Consider the following 16267-nt stretch of genomic DNA (forward strand, 5'->3'; position numbering starts at 1 on the left):
AATTGTAGGTGTGCTACACCCACTTGCGCTTTCCGGTCAAGAAATTCGGAAATTTCGAAAGTCGGGCCGCATTGTCGCGCCGATTCTAGAGCCCGATCAGGCTATCCTGACTCGGTGGGGGCATGGCGAATTGCACGCGTGCAATTCTTGAGCGTCAGGGCCGCCCGCGCCGGTTTACCCAGCCCTCACAAAAGCCCTTCCAAGCAGCGATGAGCTTGGCGCCACGAAGCTTCTGCAACCGATTGCCCATGTGTTCGCGAAAGCCGCTCGCGATAAGATCAACATCCCATCCACCGCCATGCTTTCGGGCGACTTCAAGCAAATCGGCGTGCCCGAAGCGGATCGAGCCAGACGACGGGAAGGTGGACTCTGACTGCTTGATCGCAGGCGCCGCGCTGGGCGGTGCTGCTATTGCCCCCTGCCCCGCAGTTACTGTTTCGACCGAACCTGTCCGCCTCGCTTGGCGTCCCGCCGAGTGCCTGTCGAGCTCGTCTACGGTTTCGAGAACCTCGGGCGCACCTTTGGGTTCAAACCGAAACTCGAGTTCAGTGACCGTTCGTCCCTGCCGGATCTCACGCCATTCGACACGGAAGTGAGCGAGCTGGTCAATTTCAGACTTCGCCTTCTCAAGCACCTTGCGTCGAAGCTGAGCGAAGTCCGTGTAGACATCAGGCGGGATCCCGAGCGCTGCACGCAGTGCCTGCATATCTCCTCGCCAGGTTGCTTGGCGGCGATGGAGGCGAAGGGCTCCAAGCTCGTAAAGCTTGAGCGCATAATTCGAGCGGAAACCCAAGACCGCTTGCCGGTTAAGCACGGCATAGGTCTCAGAAGCCTGGATCAGCTTACGCGCATCGGGCGTGAACTCCCATTCGATCCAACCCGTCTCACCACCTTCCTCGTCAGTCTCCTCTTTAGACCGCGAGATCAGTGAGAACAGGAGAGTAGCCTTTTTTCCGCGCCAAGATTTATCATCCACAGCAAACAGAGTGCGATGGAGCTCCTGAAGCATGTCGCTGATCCGCTCGTTACCTTTGTGGCCTCGGCGGATATCGGCTTTGCGGATGCGATGAGGACGATCTTCCCATGCATCTCCACCTGCGGTCAGGATCATGAGCGCCAATAACCGCGATGCCGTCAGACTAAGCGACTCACCTTTGACGAATTTGATTTCAATGATGTTGCCCGGTTTGGCGAACTCGTCGCCACCCTTTGCCTTCAATGCAGCGGCAACGCGCATCGCACGTCCGGGGGAACCTTCTTCTGGCTTCTCCTCGGAAGCTTCTACTATTGGGCTATCATCAGTTGCCATGCCATAGTGCGATCAGAGCTTGATTCTTTGAAGGACTGATTGCTGCCTGACCTGACCTCAGTCGTCAAGTCAGGTCAGGATGGGATTTCTTCGGGAGCCCCCAAGAGGTCAGGAATGAAGGTCTGTGAACAGGAGGCCGAATCCTAGGAGATTCCACGAGTCGGCAAGTTTATGGACAGAGCGCTGATTAGTGGGCAATTTTGATTTTTGCGGGCGAAGTTAGCCCACTGAGCAGCGTGCTGAAGGCCCGTCCCCCAAGCGGTCAGGATGGCCCCAGCAGGTCAGGTGAATGCCCCCGCTCGGTCAGGGCTCAGCCCCCATCTGGTCAGCCTAACACCCCCATCTGGTCAGGAAGTTCGGCTTAGAGTGCTGAATTCAGGTCAAAATTTGACCTTGAATCTGAATCCTTAGAATCAAGAATCCTTCCGCTGCAAGCAGCGGCGTTTTTATAATGATGTTTCTAAGGGAGAAGGGCTAGCGCCTGCCATCCAATCGCTTCCGTGAATCACAGCGAGTGAAGTGATTCAAATTTCCGGTTGGACCCACAGCCGATATCCCTGTCACCAAGCCACCATGAAAACACCCATCAGTCAGTCTTGGCATTGGCAGGCCATCGACCCATCACGCAATGTTGCCCGTGCCTACCATCTCTGGATCGAAACCGATCTGTTCGGTTGGACGACGGTTGAACGTCGCTGGGGGAGGATCGGCTCAAAAGGGCAGGGGGTAACCCTGAGTTGTCCTGACAGTGCACAAGCCGAAATCATCGCCCGGCAGGTCCGTGAAAGACGCAAGAGCGCCCTCAAGCGAATAGGAGTAGGTTACCAAGAGGTCGAATGACCGCCTTGCACGCGCATCTGCAAGGGAGGGAAGGGGGGAGTGGCGAGTGAAGCTTATGACCCTAACAGCACTCCGACCAACTCAAGACACGATCAACCTTGTCACAGCTCTGCGCGGCACATGGCACGGCTCCTACGCCATGTGCCGATGCCCTGCCCATGACGATAAAACGCCCTCATTATCGATCCGCCAAGGATTATCAGGGGTCCTCGTGCATTGCTTTGCCGGCTGCAATCCAAGGGACATCATACGTGCCTTGCGGAGTGCAGATAGAGTTCAAGGCATCGAACCCCGTCCAGCTCAAAATGCAGACTCTAGGCGACAGGCTCAGCGCCTGTGGGATGATGCGATCGACGTTCATGGAACGCTGGGAGAGCGCTATCTCGTTGGCAGATGTCTGCTCCCGGACCTTCCCGACATCCGGTTCCATCCGCGGTGCCCTCTTGGCCGAAAGCCAGACACTGCGTTTCATCAAGCCTTGCTTGTGGCCGTGCGTGACCTAGGCCGGCTTGTGGCGGTTCAAAGGATCATCCTGGACCCTAGATCAGGCCGACATCGCGGCAAGTTCTTGCTGGGGAGCTGCGGGCAGGGGGCATGGCAACCAACATTGTCTGATGGGGTGTTGGCAATTGCGGAAGGCTTCGAAGACGCGGCCGCCTTCACAAGTCTGACCGGCGTGACCTGCTGGGCGGCCATGGGCGCTGCTCGCTTGCCACTCCTCCATCTTCCGAAGGGGATCCATACGCTAATCATTGCCGAGGACAACGATGCACCTGGACAGAATGCTGCGCATCAAGCGAGCAAGACCTACGCCAGACCAGGCCTCCGAATTTTGCGAAGGTCTCCAAGCTGGGGCATCGACTGGGCGGACTTCAACGAACGGATGAACCGTCGGGGCAGTAGCATCGGCGAATGACGAAAGCTGGGACATTCCTGCCATTCATAGCTATCCAATGCGATGACGGCTTTCGGCGGGACCGGCCGATGGGGCGACGGTGGGCCCGATCCACTCCAACCATGCCGCTGACGGGCAGGATAGTTGGCAGACTGGAGCGGGATGGCTTGATCCGGTGAGAGCCCACGCCGAAACCAGCGACCGGCTAAGCCGCCGCGTCTCACACATCAGCTTGTTCCAAGGGACCAATGAGCACCGCAAAAGTTCGCTGACCGGCAGGCCGGATCAATGATTTCGCTGTTGTTGCAACATCAGAAATCGATCGAGGCGCTCGCCTTGAAGGTGCGGGGTTGGCCCTGCAGCAGCGCCGCCGAAAAGACATCGAAGGCCGAGGCCCAGTAGCGCTTGTTGGCCACGTTATCGACGCCGAAGCGCAGCGTGAGCGGCTTGCCAGCGGCCACCAGCACATAGCGCGCGCCCAGATCGAAGCGCGTCCATTCCGGGATCTCGAGCGTGTTCGCCACGTTCACCGCCTGCTTGCCGGTGTGGACCACGCGGCCTGTGAGAGTGAGGCCGGTTGTGGCAATGTCCCACTCCGCGCCGGCATTGGCGGTCCATTCAGGCACTCCAACGGCGCGGTTGCCCTGGTTCACGCCGCCGCTTGTCTTGCGCAGGCGCGCATCAACGACCGATCCGCCGCCGATCAGGCGCAGGCCCTTCACCGGCTCGGCGTTCACTGTCAGTTCGATGCCTTCGTTGCGCTGCTCGCCGAACAGGCCGAAGCGCTTCTTTCCGCCGCCGGCGTCGACCGAATAGCCGACCGGCAAATCGATCCTGAACAGCGAGAGGCCGATGTTGAAGCCGCCCGCGCTGAGCTTGCCGCCAACTTCGTACTGCGTGGACTTGATCGGGCCGAACACGGCGCCCGAGTTGATCACGGTGGCGTCGATCGGCGCGGTCGGCCCTTGCTGCAGCGCCTCGATCCGGTTGGCGAACAGCGACAGGCCAGACACAGGTTTCACAACAAGGCCGACGATGGGGGTGAGTGCGGACTTGCCGTAGGTGCCATCAAGCCGGCCGCCGTTGTAGTAGTTGTAGCTTTTGACACGGATCTCCTGCAGGCGGACGCCACCGGTGATCAGCACCCGGTCTCCCCACAGGCCGAGCGTGTCCGAAGCAAACGTCGAGAGCAGCCGGGTGCGGCTGATCGGGAACGGGTTCTTGAGGTTCCCGCCGACGAAGGCCGAAGCCGGAATAGCGGCGACAGGCGTGTCGTAGATGTTCGTCGCGAACCCGGCAAAGCCCGGGCCATAAAGGAAATCGAAGGCGTTGCGATTGACCTGCCACACCGCGCTGCCGCCGATATTGAACTCCTGCGTGACGGCCTTACCCAACTTAACGCGCAGGCCGGCCTCCAGCGCTTCGTTGTTGTCGGTGCGCGGCACATAGAGCGCGTTGCCGTTTGCAGCGCCTGTGGCTGCGTTGAGCACGGTGATCCCGCCGTAGATGCCCTGCTCGCTGCCATCGCGCGCGCCGGCGGTTACATAGAGCTGGGCATTGGTGCCCAGATCCTGCTCCAGACGGATCGCGCCGAACAGATCGCGCAAGGTGGTGTAGGTCCAGGGCTGGGCATAGTTGGCGCTGGCCCCAGGCACCGCCGGGATTGTCGGCGTGCCGATGGTGACCTTGGGGCGCAGGCCCTTCACTTCGACCCGCTGGTACCCGAGATCGACGAAAAGCCGGGTGTTGTCATCGCGCCAATCGAACGCCGCGCCGAGGGTCGCGGTGCGGCGGAACTCGCCGTCAATCGCCACGTCGCCGCTGCGGAAGGCCCCGTTGACCCGCAGGCCGAACGCGCCGCCCTTGCCGAAGCGGCGCGAGACGTCCGCGCTACCGCCGAAATGGCTGCCCGAGGTATATCCGAGGGTGACGCGGTTGAGCGGGGTGTTCCTGGCCCGCTTCAGCTGCAGATTGACACTGCCGCCCACCGACGATCCGCCTGGCGCTGCGCCGTTGAGAAAGGCCGAGGCTCCGTTCAGCACTTGCACGCTTTCGAAAAGTTCGGGCGCGATCAGCTGGCGCGGCGCAATGCCGTAAAGGCCGTTCAGCCCGACATCGTCACCGTAGAGAGCAAAGCCGCGGATGACGAACTGCTCAGAGGCATTGCCGAAGCCGTAGCTCGTGCGCACGGTCGGATCGTTTTCGAGCACCTGCCCCAGCGTCTGCGGCTGCTGGTTGAGGATCAGCGCCTCGTTGTAGCTGCGTACCGTGAACGGCACGTCCTCTGCCCGCTTGTTGCCGAGTGCGCCCAGATCGCCCTCGCCGCTGACGGCAGTCGCATTGGTGCGCTGAGCCGTGACCACGATCTCGCCCTGTGCCGGAGTGTCGGGCGCGGCATCGGCATTGGCGGCGGTCGGCAGCGCGGCCAGCGGCAGGGCGAACATGCTCGTGGCGAGCAGGAAGGAAGGCTTCACGGTCTGGCTTTCTGGTTGGGGCGGCAATCGGATCCGGCACTGGGCCGGGACCGCCGCAGGAAGTGAAACAGGAAGACGAAGAGCGGCACGGCGAGCGCACCGGTGCAAAAGGCATCACGCCAGCCCGAACCGGTGAGGCCGGCGATCAGGCCGGCAACGACCAGCGATGCGATTCCGAGCGGCGCGGCGAGGATGGCCATGGGGCGGCGGGCAGGCAGCCGGCTCATGCGCGGGCGCTCTGTGAGAGCAGAGCCGCAGCGCCCCGCGCAGCAGGGCGGCGGCGCTTGCCCCACCACAGGACAAGCCCCGACCACAGCACGCGGATCGTCGCCAGATCGAGCAAAGCCCACACGATCTTGAGCGAAAGCCCGGCATAGTCGCCGAAATGGAGCGGACGCGAGAGCATCAGCGCCTGCATTGAAACCGGCATCGGCCGGATCGCGTCCACCTTACCCGTTGCGACGTCGACCAGTGCCGGAGTCAGGAGGTGGCTGGTCAGCGGTGTGTCGCCTTGGAAGAAAACGGCATAGTGGTGGTTGCTGCTCCACGCCCCGCCCGGAAAACCGATGAATTGGGGCGACAGGCCCGCCTGCGCAGCCTGTGCGGCGGCCATGGCCTGATCGAGCGAGGCGCGGTGCGCGGCATCTGTTGCTGGCGCATGGCCCGAGGCGGCGACCATCGCGGCAAGCTCGCCCTGCCGCCACATCGCGATAAGCGGATCGGCAAAGGCATTGATCGCACCGGTGAGTCCGATAACCAGCGCCCATCCCATCGTCACGGCGCCCAGCAGATTGTGTTCGTCGAGCAGGCCGACCCGGCGGTTACGCCCGCGCCGCAAGGTACCGAACGGGAGGAGGCGCATGAACGGCGCGTAGAGCACGAGGCCCGATACGATCGCGAGCACGAAAAGCAGGCCCATTACACCGAGCAGCAGCATCCCAGGCAAGCCGGCAAACAGGTCCACATGCAACCTGAGGATCAGCGCCATGATCCCGTCCTGCCGCTGTTCGCCAAGGTGGTCGCCGCTGGTGCGATCATACGTAAACAGCCGCATCTCGGCCGCACTTGCATCGGCCCGGGGGCCGAGCGTGACGGTGATGCGCGGGTCTTTCTGGCTGAAGCCGATGAACAGCGGCACACCGAAACGCCCTGCGGTGCGCCGATAATCGGCCATTGCCGCAGTGACGATACGATCGAGAGGCTGGCCGGACCGGGCCGAAGCTGCTCCGACGGGCGCGTGCTCGCCGCTCAGCGCATCGATCTCTTCATGGAAGATCAGGGGCAGGCCGCTGATGCACAGCATGAACAGGAACAGCGTGCAGACGAGGCTGCTCCACCGATGGACCCAATCCCAGGCTCTGACTGTGCTCGTCCGCATATAGGGGCGAGCGCTAGAGGGAAGCCTTATGACTTGTCAATGATAATCATTCGCATTAGCAAACTTGTGTAAAGCCGATGGCAGGTTGCCCTACCACGGCTTTACGCAGTTCAACGCTGTTCAGGCATCACATCTCTATGAAGTCGTGGATGTCTCCTCGGGTAACGATCAACCTCGCGCTTTCTTGGCCAAGATACCCCCATCGGACATAACGCATCGGGCGAACGCTGGGTGTCGGATATGGCGAGAACCGGACCTTAGTCGGCGCTAATGGTTTCGTCCGGCTCTGGTCGGAACCTGCCTCAGCGGGGCACTGTCGGCTTCCGGTTAGCCAAGCCACCCTCAGCCAAACTCTTGCGCCACCAAACCTAAACCCTCTGACACAGGAGCCATAGAGACCCCTACCCCCGCGTCACGCGCATACGACGCCCAGTTGGAAAGCGCTGCACGAACTTCGTCTACGATCGAAGCCGTACGCTTCGGCGAAACCCCATGGACCTTTGCGAGCTTCTCGACATGCTCACGGGTGATGGTGCGCCCTTCGCCCAAGACGGCCATGTAATGCTCGCCGCCCGGGCCATTCGAGAAGGTGAGGTCAAAGGCCGGTGCAAGCCGCCAGTTCCCTTGGTCGTCCATCAGATAAGCATGCTGGCGTACATGATCATCCCGGTTTCGCGCGAGCACATTGAAGACCATTCGCCGGAAGGCCTGCTCGACGTCTGCCATGCTGTGAGTGATGGCCAAGGTCGCCTTCAGGAACCCGTCGTAGTCGACGCTGGGCATATGCGGCGACGCTTCAAGCGCTCCGCCGAGGCTGACCATATGTAGCCGCTTGCCCGGTGCCGGTCGATCGAAGCGCCTTGTCGCGAAATGACCCGGACCGTTCGCCGACGGGATCAATCGCGTCTCTGCCATAACAATCCCTGCGGCGCGTGCCATCCGGGCGTAGGCCTCCTCCAATGGCCCGATATCGGCAGGGTCATTGGTCGCTGCAAACTTGACGATCCATTCCGCACCCGCGTTCTTAGTTCCCGCGGCAGCGAGCTCGTCTCCGGCGGACAGCTTGCCGTCCGCGTCGATCGCCACGTGAACTTTCGGCCGCGCTCCGCCCGAGCCGCCGCCCAGGCGTGCCAGCAGCGCTTCGAGCTCTGTTTCCTCGCCGAGCAGAACCTGGCGCGATTCATCGGCCAGAGCATCCAGGTCGATGGTGCCTGAAGCCTCGAACCCAAGCGTCTCGGGCTGGAAGACGAGGGCTCCCCGACCATTCGTGCCCACAAGGGCGAGCCGGTCGACCGCATTAAGGTCTTCGAACGGGTGACCCATCCTTTGAAGCCGCCGTTTCAAAAGCAGCATGCCCCAGGCGTCGGGCAGGCAGTCTGAAAGGAAACCGTGAAGGCCTTCGAACATTCGGCTGCGGGCAGGGTGCAGGCCGGGCTCAGCCGGATAGTGAAGCGGAGATATCGGAAGGCGCGCAGCGATGATCTCTGCCGACCATTCGAGCTGAGCCAATCCGCTGGCCATCGCCAGCCTGCCGACCGAACGCGGCGCTGCAGTCTCGTTGGTCAGCAGTCCAACCGCCAAAGGCGTTCCCGGAGCCAGCTTCATGACCCAATTCCGCTTGAGCGCCCGCTGGCACGCTGGCGCTGCCGCTTGGCTGCCTGACGCTGCTGTGCAAGCAGTTCATCCATGCTGGTCGCCGGAACTTGCGGAAACAGCGCGGCAATGCCCTCATCGCAGCGCAGTGCAATGGCAGCGCGAACAAGGTCTTCGATGGACGCCCTGCCTTCGGTCTCCATCCGCCGCCATGTTCTGTGGGCCACGCCTGCTTTGGCAGCTGCCGCTTGCTGGGTGAGGTCAAGGGCCAGGCGGCGAGCCTTGATCCGTTTGCCGAGGCCCGTGAGCTGATCCTGAAGGGTCAAAAACATGGGCCACATATGGCCTATATGCTTCCTGTGGTCAAATTAACGGCCATATTTGGCCTACGAGTCTCTCTTGCCGTAAGGCTGAGGTCTCGGCCGCTTTTCCAAGCTGAACCTTGGTCTGCGCCCTTAGCGCAATTCCAGGCTTCGCGCTGCCGGACCGGAAGGGGAGGGGGAGGCTGTGGTGCGCATCAGCATCAGGAGCAGCGCATGACCGATCTTTTCACCCCGTTCGACACCCGCCTTGATCAGGTCATCGACGAAGTCGCGCTCGAGATCGCCTGTGGATCGCTTACGAAGATGACGCTCTTCGACGCAATGAAGCGCCTCCATGGAGGAAGCTCGGCTGAGGGCCGCTGGGCACAGCGCGATGCGTATGACCTCTTCGAAGCAGGGGTGACCCGCCACCTGCTAGGCTTATCCCGTCCGGTGCGCCTAGACGACATCACCGCCCTGAGCCTTCTGGTTGAGCAACTGCCAACCCATACGGTTAGGAGCGAAGACCAGATCCGGTTTCAACAGTTCTCCACGCCCGCCGATCTTGCGGCACTCGCGACTGTCCTTGCGCAGCCCCGGCCAGACGACATCGTGCTGGAGCCGAGTGCGGGACATGGTGCGCTCGTGGCCAGCCTAACGACAGTCAGACAGCTACACCTCAATGAGCTTGATCCCAAACGCCGTGAGAAACTCGCTCTGCTGTTCAAACATGCCAAGCTTACCGGGATCGACGGTGCGATGCTAGCTTCCGCGCTGGATCCTTCGCTGCGCCCCAGCCTGATTCTCATGAACCCCCCGTTCTCCCGATCGGAGGGAAGGGGCGTCGATCAATTCGCTGCTGTCCGCCATCTGCGCGCCGCGCTCGGTCGATTGGCTCCTGGCGGCAGACTTGTCGCTATCATGCCGGACTGGTTCACCACCAGTGCCAGGCTTTCGAAGATCTATGACCAGACGTTCGAGAATTGCACCGTGCATGCAGCTTGCCGCCTTGCCAGATGCTACCACAAGCAAGGGACCAGCGTGCCGGTTCGCCTCTATGTGATCGACAAGGTTCCCGGGAACATCCGTCCTGCCATTCTTGCCCGATCGACTGTCGTCGAGATTGCCGAGGCAGTCACAGTCGTAAAGCGGGCAGCTTGCGACCCTTCAGCAATTTCCGCACGGCAGCAGACCAAGCCCGGCACGCTTTTCAAGGCGATGCGCACAAGTGCAAAGTCGCCTGCGGCTAAGCCGCGCGTAATCGAAGCGCCATCGATATCGCCGCTTGTTTTTCGCAGCCTGGCAACACCGCGCCCTCTGGGCGAGCAGGCCGGTGTCTATCTGCCTTACCGCCCGAGCCGGATCGACATCGATGGTGCAAAGGCGCACCCGACCCCGCTGGTGGAAAGTGTGGCCATGGGCTCCATACCGGCGCCGGTGCCGGAGTATTGCCCCAGCCTGCAGGACCGCATCCTCAAAGAAAGCCTGCTTTCGGAAGCGCAGCTCGAGACGGTGATCTATGCCGGCAATGCCTGGCAGCAGTATCTGCCCGGCCTGTTCGTCCCGGCCGACGAAGGTGTCGCTCTCACTCTGGCCGAAGACGGACACAGCTACCGCAAGGGCTACTTCCTCGGTGATGGCACTGGCGCGGGCAAAGGCCGGCAGATTGCCGTCTGCATTCTAGACAATTGGCTAGCCGGACGCCGCAAGGCGATCTGGGTATCCAAGAACGAGAGCCTGCTCGAAGATGCGCGCCGGGATTGGAGCGCGATCGGCGGGATGCCTGCCGACATTCAACCGCTCTCCAGCTGGAAAATCGATCAGCCAGTGCCGTTCCGCGAGGGGATCCTCTTCGTAACCTATCCCACACTGCGCAGTCAGAGGCAGGATGCGACCCGCCTGAAGCAATTGCTGGACTGGGCCGGGGCGGATTTCGAAGGTGTCATCGCCTTTGATGAGAGCCACGAAATGGGCGGGGTGGCAGGAGGCGAGGGCGCCCGCGGGAGCAAATCAGGTTCCCAGCAGGGCATCGCCGGCGTCATGCTCCAGAACCATCTGCCCAAGGCCCGCGTGCTCTATGCCTCGGCGACCGGGGCCTCTGAAGTCAACAATCTCGCCTATGCGGTTCGGCTCGGCCTTTGGGGACCAGGAACGGCGTTTGCCAACCGCGAGGATTTCATCAGCCAGATCAGGGCAGGTGGCATCGCTGCGATGGAGCTGGTGTCGCGCGACCTTAAGGCCCTTGGGCTTTACCAGGCACGGGCGCTGAGCTTTGCCGGGGTCGAGTACGAAATCCTCAAGCACGACCTGACGGCCCAGCAGATCGCTGTCTACGACACCTATGCGGATGCTTGGGCGATTATTCACCAGAACATGGAGGAGGCGCTCGCGCTGACCGGTGTGGTCGACGAGATCGACGGCAGCACGCTGAACGGCGGCGCGAAGGCCGCAGCCCGCAGCCGCTTCGAAAGCACCAAGCAGCGCTTCTTCAACCAGCTGCTGCTTTCGATGAAGCTCCCGACTCTGATCAGCGCCATCAATAAGCACCTGGACCAGGATGACGTGGTCGTGGTTCAGCTGGTCTCGACCGCCGAAAGCATCCTCGACCGAAGGCTCGACAGCCTTTCACCCGAAGAGCGGGCCGAACTCGACCTTGATCTCAGCCCGCTTGATGCGGTCATCGAATACCTCGAGCGCGCTTTTCCCACCCAGCAGATGACGTTCTACACCGACGACACCGGTGCTACCCGTTCGACGCCGATGTTCGACGAGGACGGCCGCCCCGTGCACAACCAGGCTGCGATCGCCCGGCGCGCCGAGCTGATCGAGCATCTTTGCGCGATGCCGCCAATCAAGCCAGCCCTCGACGGGATCATCGAACACTACGGGACGGATAAGGTCGCAGAAGTCACCGGGCGCACAAAGCGCCTCATTTCTCAGGCCGATGGTAGCCAGCGCCTCGAGACCCGTTCCCCCCGAACGAACCAGTCGGAGACCGACCAGTTCATGGATGGCCGCAAACCCATTCTCGTCTTCAGCGATGCAGGCGGAACGGGGCGTTCCTACCATGCCAGCCTCGACGCAGCCTGCCAGAAGCGCCGGGTGCATTTCCTTCTAGAGCCGGGCTGGCGCGCTGACCGGGCCATCCAGGGCCTCGGCCGCACCCATCGCACCCATCAGGCGAACACCCCCCTATTCAGGCCGGTCACGACCAACTGCAAAGGTGAGCTGCGTTTTACCAGCACGATCGCGCGGCGCCTAGACAGCCTTGGGGCATTGACGCGCGGCCAGCGCCAGACCGGTGGTCAGAATCTGTTCGATCCAGCGGACAATCTCGAAAGCCCTTATGCCAAGGCCGCGCTCACCAGCTGGTTCGCCCTTCTGGCAGACGGGAAGCTCAAGAGCGTGACCTTGTCCGACTTCGAGCGCCGCAGTGGATTGACGATCGTCTCCCAGGATGGGGTGCTCGAAGAAGACCTTCCCCCTATCCAGCGGTGGCTCAATCGGATTCTTGCCCTGCCGATCGGCATGCAGAACGCAATCTTCGATGAATTTCTCGGGCTCGTTGAAGCCCGGGTTTCCGCAGCGCGTGAGGCCGGTTCTCTCGATGTAGGCGTCGAAACGATCCAGGTCGAAAGTGCCGAGGTCATCGAAGATATTGTGCTGCGAACGGATGCACGGACCGGGGCGACCTCGCACCTCCTCCAGCTCGCGCTCAGGACGCGTACCCGGCCAATCACGCTGGAAAGGGTGAAGCAGCGCCTCGACCTGTCGGACGGGTGCGTGCTGATGCACAATACCAAGAGCGGCAGGGCGGCGCTGGCTGAGCCGTCCCGGCATTTCATGACCGATCGGGGCGAACTGATCCGCCGCGTCATTCTCCACCGACCGCTGCGCCGCGAATACCATCACCTTGATGATCTAACCGAGTCTGCGTGGGCGGAATGTCCTCGGGAGACCTTCGAGCAACTCTGGTGTGCCGAAGTTGCTGAGCTGGCCGAGAAGCTGACAACCGAAAAGGTCTACCTCGCCACAGGACTGCTTCTACCGATATGGTCGAGCCTTCCGATCGAATATCTGGAGGTGCGGCGGATCGTCGATGAGGAGGGACGCAGCTGGCTCGGCCGCATCGTTCACGAGCTCGACGTCGCAAACCTTTTGCAGAAGTTCGACATTACCTCGAGTGTCGAACTCTCGGAGCAAGCGATCCTCAAGGCACTCGGCGAGCATCGGACGATACCTATCAAGCAACCGTTCGAAGCCATCATAAAGTCATCGCGGGTCGCCAACGAGCAGCGCTACGAGATCGTTGGCGCCCCTGTCGATCAGCTGCCTTGGTTGAAGAGCATCGGCTGTTTCACCGAGATAATTTCGTTCCGCACCCGGGTGTTCATACCGACAACGGCAGCAGAGGCCGTGCTGGCGGCTCTCCTGATTCAGTGATGAGAGGCAGCGCCGGAGGCGCTGAACCCATGGCGACTGCGACAAGTGCACAGGATCTTGGATGCTTGAACCCCGCAAACAAGGGGAGGGGGAGGGGATCTGTGCCCCGGTGATGGCCGGGAGCAGATCAGGAGTGACCGAGATGCTGATTCCCTTTTCCAAGCTCTATCTGAGCGATGCGAACGTGCGCAAAACACGCAACGACCAAGAAGATGCGCAGCTCTCTGCGGACATCGAGGCCCGCGGGCTCTTGCAGAACCTGCTGGTGACCAAGAGCAAGAAGCGCGGCCAGTATGCGGTGATCGCCGGTGGCCGCCGCTTGCGCGCCATTGGCATGATCATCGATCGCGGTGCTTGGGCTGCGGATGCCGAAGTCGAATGCAAGCTGCTCGAGGGTAGTGAAGATACCGCGGGCGAAGCCTCGCTCGCCGAGAACTTCCAGCGGGTCGGCATGTCTCCGGCTGAAGAATGCCGCGCGTTCCAGCACTTCATCAAGGAAGGCAGCGATATCGCGGCCGTTGCCAAGCGTTTCGGACTCACCCAGCGGTTCGTCGAAGGCCGGCTGCGCCTTGCCAATCTGGCAGTGCCGATCTTCGAGGCACTCGCCGCCGGCGACATCACCCTCGAAATCGCCAAGGCCTATGCTGCGACCGACCAGCACGAAGTGCAGATGCGCGTCTTCGAGCAGATGCGCCATGCCTACAACCCCAGCGCCGACGCCATTCGCCGCATGGTCGCCACCGGTTCGATGCGCGGCAATGACCCTATCGCGCTTCTGATCGGCGAAGATGCCTATGTGGCTGCCGGCGGCAAGGTCGAGCGCGACCTGTTCAGCGATGCGGGCGAGGATCGCTGGATCGATATCGAGATCGCGCACCGGCTCGCTTCCGAAAAGATGGAAGCGGAAGCCGAACGCCTGACCTCGGAGACCGGTCTCGCCTGGATCAGCCCGGTGGCCGCAAGCAATTCCTGGCAGGCGCGCAGCGAGATGGGCGTCTCCGCTGTCCGGCTCCCGCCCGTGCCCCTCTCGGAAACGGCGCGCGCCCGCATCGACGAGATCGATGCCCGGATCGATGAGATCAACGCGATCTTCGATGAAGGTGAAGAGCAAGAGGACGTCGATTTCGGAAAGCTCGAGGCCGAATACGAGGCTCTCGATGCCGAACGCAGCGACCTCAACAATCCGGTTCGCGAGCTGCCTGAAGAATGGCGCGGTGAAGTCGGCCGCTTCCTCGTGCTCACCACCCGCGGCGAGATGGTTCTCGAGGCCGATTACTACAGCGAGAAGCGGCTGTCGTTCGAGACTGATGACCAAGGCAATGTCACCGCAACGGCAGAAGAGCCAGCGCCGACCTCAGGGAGCCGCGCAAGTGGTGCTCCCGCACGGCCTGAGGCGATCGCACCCGGAAGCGAGAAGCCGATCAGCGCGAGGCTGTTCGACGAGCTCGCCGTTCAGCGCCGCAATATCCTGTCGGCCTGCCTGCTTGGCGATCCGGGGCTTGCCCTCGATTTCGCCATCTTCGCGCTCGCGGACAATCGCAGCTATGAGGGGAAGGGCACCTCGATCAAGGCGGGACGGCCGAGCGATCCTGCGACCGGCGAGGTTCCGCAATCAGCGGCCGAGGGCATTCTCGCCGAGGCCGAGGATGGTCTCGACAAGGCGTGGCAGGAGCAGGGCAGTGTTGCGGCCCGTTTCATCGCCTTCCGCGACCTCGAAGATGACGCTAAGGCGGCCTGGCTTGCCTATGCGGTGGCGCTCTCGCTCGAGGCCAAGAAGGGCTATGGATCCGAGTATCATCCGGTTCATGCCGTGCTTGGGTCGATGCTCGATGTCGACGTTGCGGCTCTGTGGCGGCCGACTGCCGAGAATTTCTTCGACCGGGTGAGCAAGACTTCCTGCCTCGCCGCGCTGACCGAGGTTGGCGGAAGTGACCTCGCTGCGCGCTATGCGGCGTCCAAGAAGGCGGACCTCGCCAAGACGTGCGAGACGATCTTCGCCGGTAAGGCGATCATCGAGCAGGAGGTCAAGGAAGCCGCCCTTGCCTGGCTGCCCGAGGCCATGAAGTTCAGTGCGGCCATGCCGGAGGGCGCACAAAGCGCTGATCCTGATGCCTCCGAAGACGGCACGGCCGACATCGACGCGATCGACGGGGTGGACGCACTGTCGGATGCCGAAGAGGAACCCGAAGGCGCCGCCACAGACTCGGCAGTGGCTGCCTGAACGCCTCACCCTCCTCCTGATGTCCTGGCCCGGTCGCTCACTCGAGTGACCGGGCCTTTTTCTTCCAAGAAGGGAAATGCCGATGCGCCGCGGACCAAAGCGCGATGTCGCGCAGGAAATTACCAATCTCATCATTGCACGGATCGAGGCCGGCACAATGCCCTGGCGGCGGCCCTGGAAAAAGACCGGGGCAGGGGGCGCGCCCTTGCGTGCAGGCGGACTGCCCTACACCGGGATCAATCGCCTCTATCTCTGGGCTGTCGCCGACTGCTTCGGCTACGCCTCGCGCTACTGGATGACCTATCGTCAGGCTCAGGAACTGGGCGGGCAAGTGCGCAAGGGTGAGACGGCCGAGCCGAGCATCTATTTCAACAGCACGAGCAAGACCGACGTAGATCAGGCGACTGGCGAGGAGACGTCGAAAACCATCCGGTTCATGCGATCCTACAGCGTTTTCAATGCCTCGCAGATTGAAGGCCTGCCGCCGCATTTCTATCCCAGTCCGGTCCCCGAAGCACCGCCGCAACCCTCTGTGAAGGCAGCGGCCATCGAGGCCTTCTTTGCTCCGATACCTGCTGATATCCGCCATGGCGGTGACCGTGCATTCTTCTCTCCGGGCGGAGACTATATCCAGCTTCCAGAACGCGGCGCCTTCCGCACCGAGGACGGATATGTCGCCACCAAAGCGCACGAAGTATGTAACATCGCAAGTGTCCTCATTTCGAGGACAGTCGATGGCCTTTGCGCGCTGCTGTTTCCCAACCATCGTACGGCCTGCTGTGCGATTTCAGGACGGGAGTCCTGATCATGCG

At 62.0% G+C, this 16267-nt stretch carries 11 protein-coding genes; 5 read left to right on the top strand and 6 right to left on the bottom strand.

The annotated features are described in order from the left end of the window. Nucleotides 1–154 precede the first annotated feature (154 nt). Nucleotides 155–1237: a replication initiation protein gene (locus tag NDB2M1_RS17955; protein ID WP_072384203.1), complete on the bottom strand. Its 1083-nt coding sequence runs from the start codon at nt 1235–1237 to the stop codon at nt 155–157. A gap of 645 nt (nt 1238–1882) precedes the next feature. Here NDB2M1_RS17955 and NDB2M1_RS17960 point away from each other — a divergent pair. Together NDB2M1_RS17960 and NDB2M1_RS17965 are read left to right on the top strand one after the other, a co-directional pair. Next, the gene (locus tag NDB2M1_RS17960) at nt 1883–2149 is read left to right on the top strand and encodes a WGR domain-containing protein (protein ID WP_072384204.1); all 267 of its coding nucleotides are present in this window, start codon (nt 1883–1885) and stop codon (nt 2147–2149) included. 139 nt (nt 2150–2288) lie between these two features. Then, complete coding sequence (locus NDB2M1_RS17965; protein ID WP_253185943.1) at nt 2289–3065, top strand: DUF7146 domain-containing protein; 777 nt, start codon at nt 2289–2291, stop codon at nt 3063–3065. Between the two features lie 290 nt (nt 3066–3355). Here NDB2M1_RS17965 and NDB2M1_RS17970 read toward each other — a convergent pair whose 3' ends face one another. From NDB2M1_RS17970 to NDB2M1_RS17985, 5 genes are all read right to left on the bottom strand, one after another. Beyond that, nucleotides 3356–5518: a TonB-dependent receptor gene (locus tag NDB2M1_RS17970; RefSeq protein WP_365759634.1), complete on the bottom strand. Its 2163-nt coding sequence runs from the start codon at nt 5516–5518 to the stop codon at nt 3356–3358. Continuing rightward, on the bottom strand, nt 5515–5718 hold the full coding sequence (locus NDB2M1_RS22235) for a hypothetical protein (protein ID WP_143146830.1): 204 nt from the start codon (nt 5716–5718) through the stop codon (nt 5515–5517). Before NDB2M1_RS22235 ends, NDB2M1_RS17970 begins: the two co-directional genes overlap by 4 nt. 23 nt (nt 5719–5741) lie before the next feature. Further along, complete coding sequence (locus NDB2M1_RS17975) at nt 5742–6896, bottom strand: PepSY-associated TM helix domain-containing protein (protein ID WP_072384207.1); 1155 nt, start codon at nt 6894–6896, stop codon at nt 5742–5744. 342 nt (nt 6897–7238) lie between these two features. Further along, the gene (locus tag NDB2M1_RS17980) at nt 7239–8501 is read right to left on the bottom strand and encodes a type II toxin-antitoxin system HipA family toxin (protein WP_072384208.1); all 1263 of its coding nucleotides are present in this window, start codon (nt 8499–8501) and stop codon (nt 7239–7241) included. Further along, entirely contained in the window at nt 8498–8821 is a 324-nt protein-coding gene (locus NDB2M1_RS17985; RefSeq protein WP_072384209.1) for a helix-turn-helix domain-containing protein, read from the bottom strand. The genes NDB2M1_RS17980 and NDB2M1_RS17985 overlap by 4 nt, the downstream gene beginning before the upstream one ends. A gap of 204 nt (nt 8822–9025) precedes the next feature. On the opposite strand from NDB2M1_RS17985, the gene NDB2M1_RS17990 reads away from it, so the two are divergent. From NDB2M1_RS17990 to NDB2M1_RS18000, 3 genes are all read left to right on the top strand, one after another. Continuing rightward, entirely contained in the window at nt 9026–13234 is a 4209-nt protein-coding gene (locus NDB2M1_RS17990; protein ID WP_072384210.1) for a strawberry notch-like NTP hydrolase domain-containing protein, read from the top strand. Nucleotides 13235–13376: 142 nt separating this feature from the next. Next, a complete protein-coding gene (locus NDB2M1_RS17995; protein WP_072384212.1) occupies nt 13377–15455 on the top strand; it encodes a ParB/RepB/Spo0J family partition protein in 2079 nt (692 codons plus the stop codon). An 82-nt stretch (nt 15456–15537) separates the two neighbouring features. Continuing rightward, a complete protein-coding gene (locus tag NDB2M1_RS18000; protein ID WP_072384213.1) occupies nt 15538–16260 on the top strand; it encodes an ArdC family protein in 723 nt (240 codons plus the stop codon). The last annotated feature ends 7 nt before the right edge of the window (nt 16261–16267 follow it).

Source organism: Novosphingobium sp. NDB2Meth1, assembly GCF_900117425.1.
In the GTDB taxonomy this organism is placed as follows: domain Bacteria; phylum Pseudomonadota; class Alphaproteobacteria; order Sphingomonadales; family Sphingomonadaceae; genus Novosphingobium.

Coding starts and splice junctions, on each gene's coding strand:
- NDB2M1_RS17995 (WP_072384212.1), top strand. CDS start 13,377: ATGCTGATTCCCTTTTCCAAGCTCTATCTGAGCGATGCGAACGTGCGC.
- NDB2M1_RS17975 (WP_072384207.1), bottom strand. CDS start 6,896: ATGCGGACGAGCACAGTCAGAGCCTGGGATTGGGTCCATCGGTGGAGC.
- NDB2M1_RS17990 (WP_072384210.1), top strand. CDS start 9,026: ATGACCGATCTTTTCACCCCGTTCGACACCCGCCTTGATCAGGTCATC.
- NDB2M1_RS17955 (WP_072384203.1), bottom strand. CDS start 1,237: ATGCGCGTTGCCGCTGCATTGAAGGCAAAGGGTGGCGACGAGTTCGCC.
- NDB2M1_RS17960 (WP_072384204.1), top strand. CDS start 1,883: ATGAAAACACCCATCAGTCAGTCTTGGCATTGGCAGGCCATCGACCCA.
- NDB2M1_RS17965 (WP_253185943.1), top strand. CDS start 2,289: ATGTGCCGATGCCCTGCCCATGACGATAAAACGCCCTCATTATCGATC.
- NDB2M1_RS18000 (WP_072384213.1), top strand. CDS start 15,538: ATGCGCCGCGGACCAAAGCGCGATGTCGCGCAGGAAATTACCAATCTC.
- NDB2M1_RS17985 (WP_072384209.1), bottom strand. CDS start 8,821: ATGTTTTTGACCCTTCAGGATCAGCTCACGGGCCTCGGCAAACGGATC.
- NDB2M1_RS17980 (WP_072384208.1), bottom strand. CDS start 8,501: ATGAAGCTGGCTCCGGGAACGCCTTTGGCGGTTGGACTGCTGACCAAC.
- NDB2M1_RS22235 (WP_143146830.1), bottom strand. CDS start 5,718: ATGGCCATCCTCGCCGCGCCGCTCGGAATCGCATCGCTGGTCGTTGCC.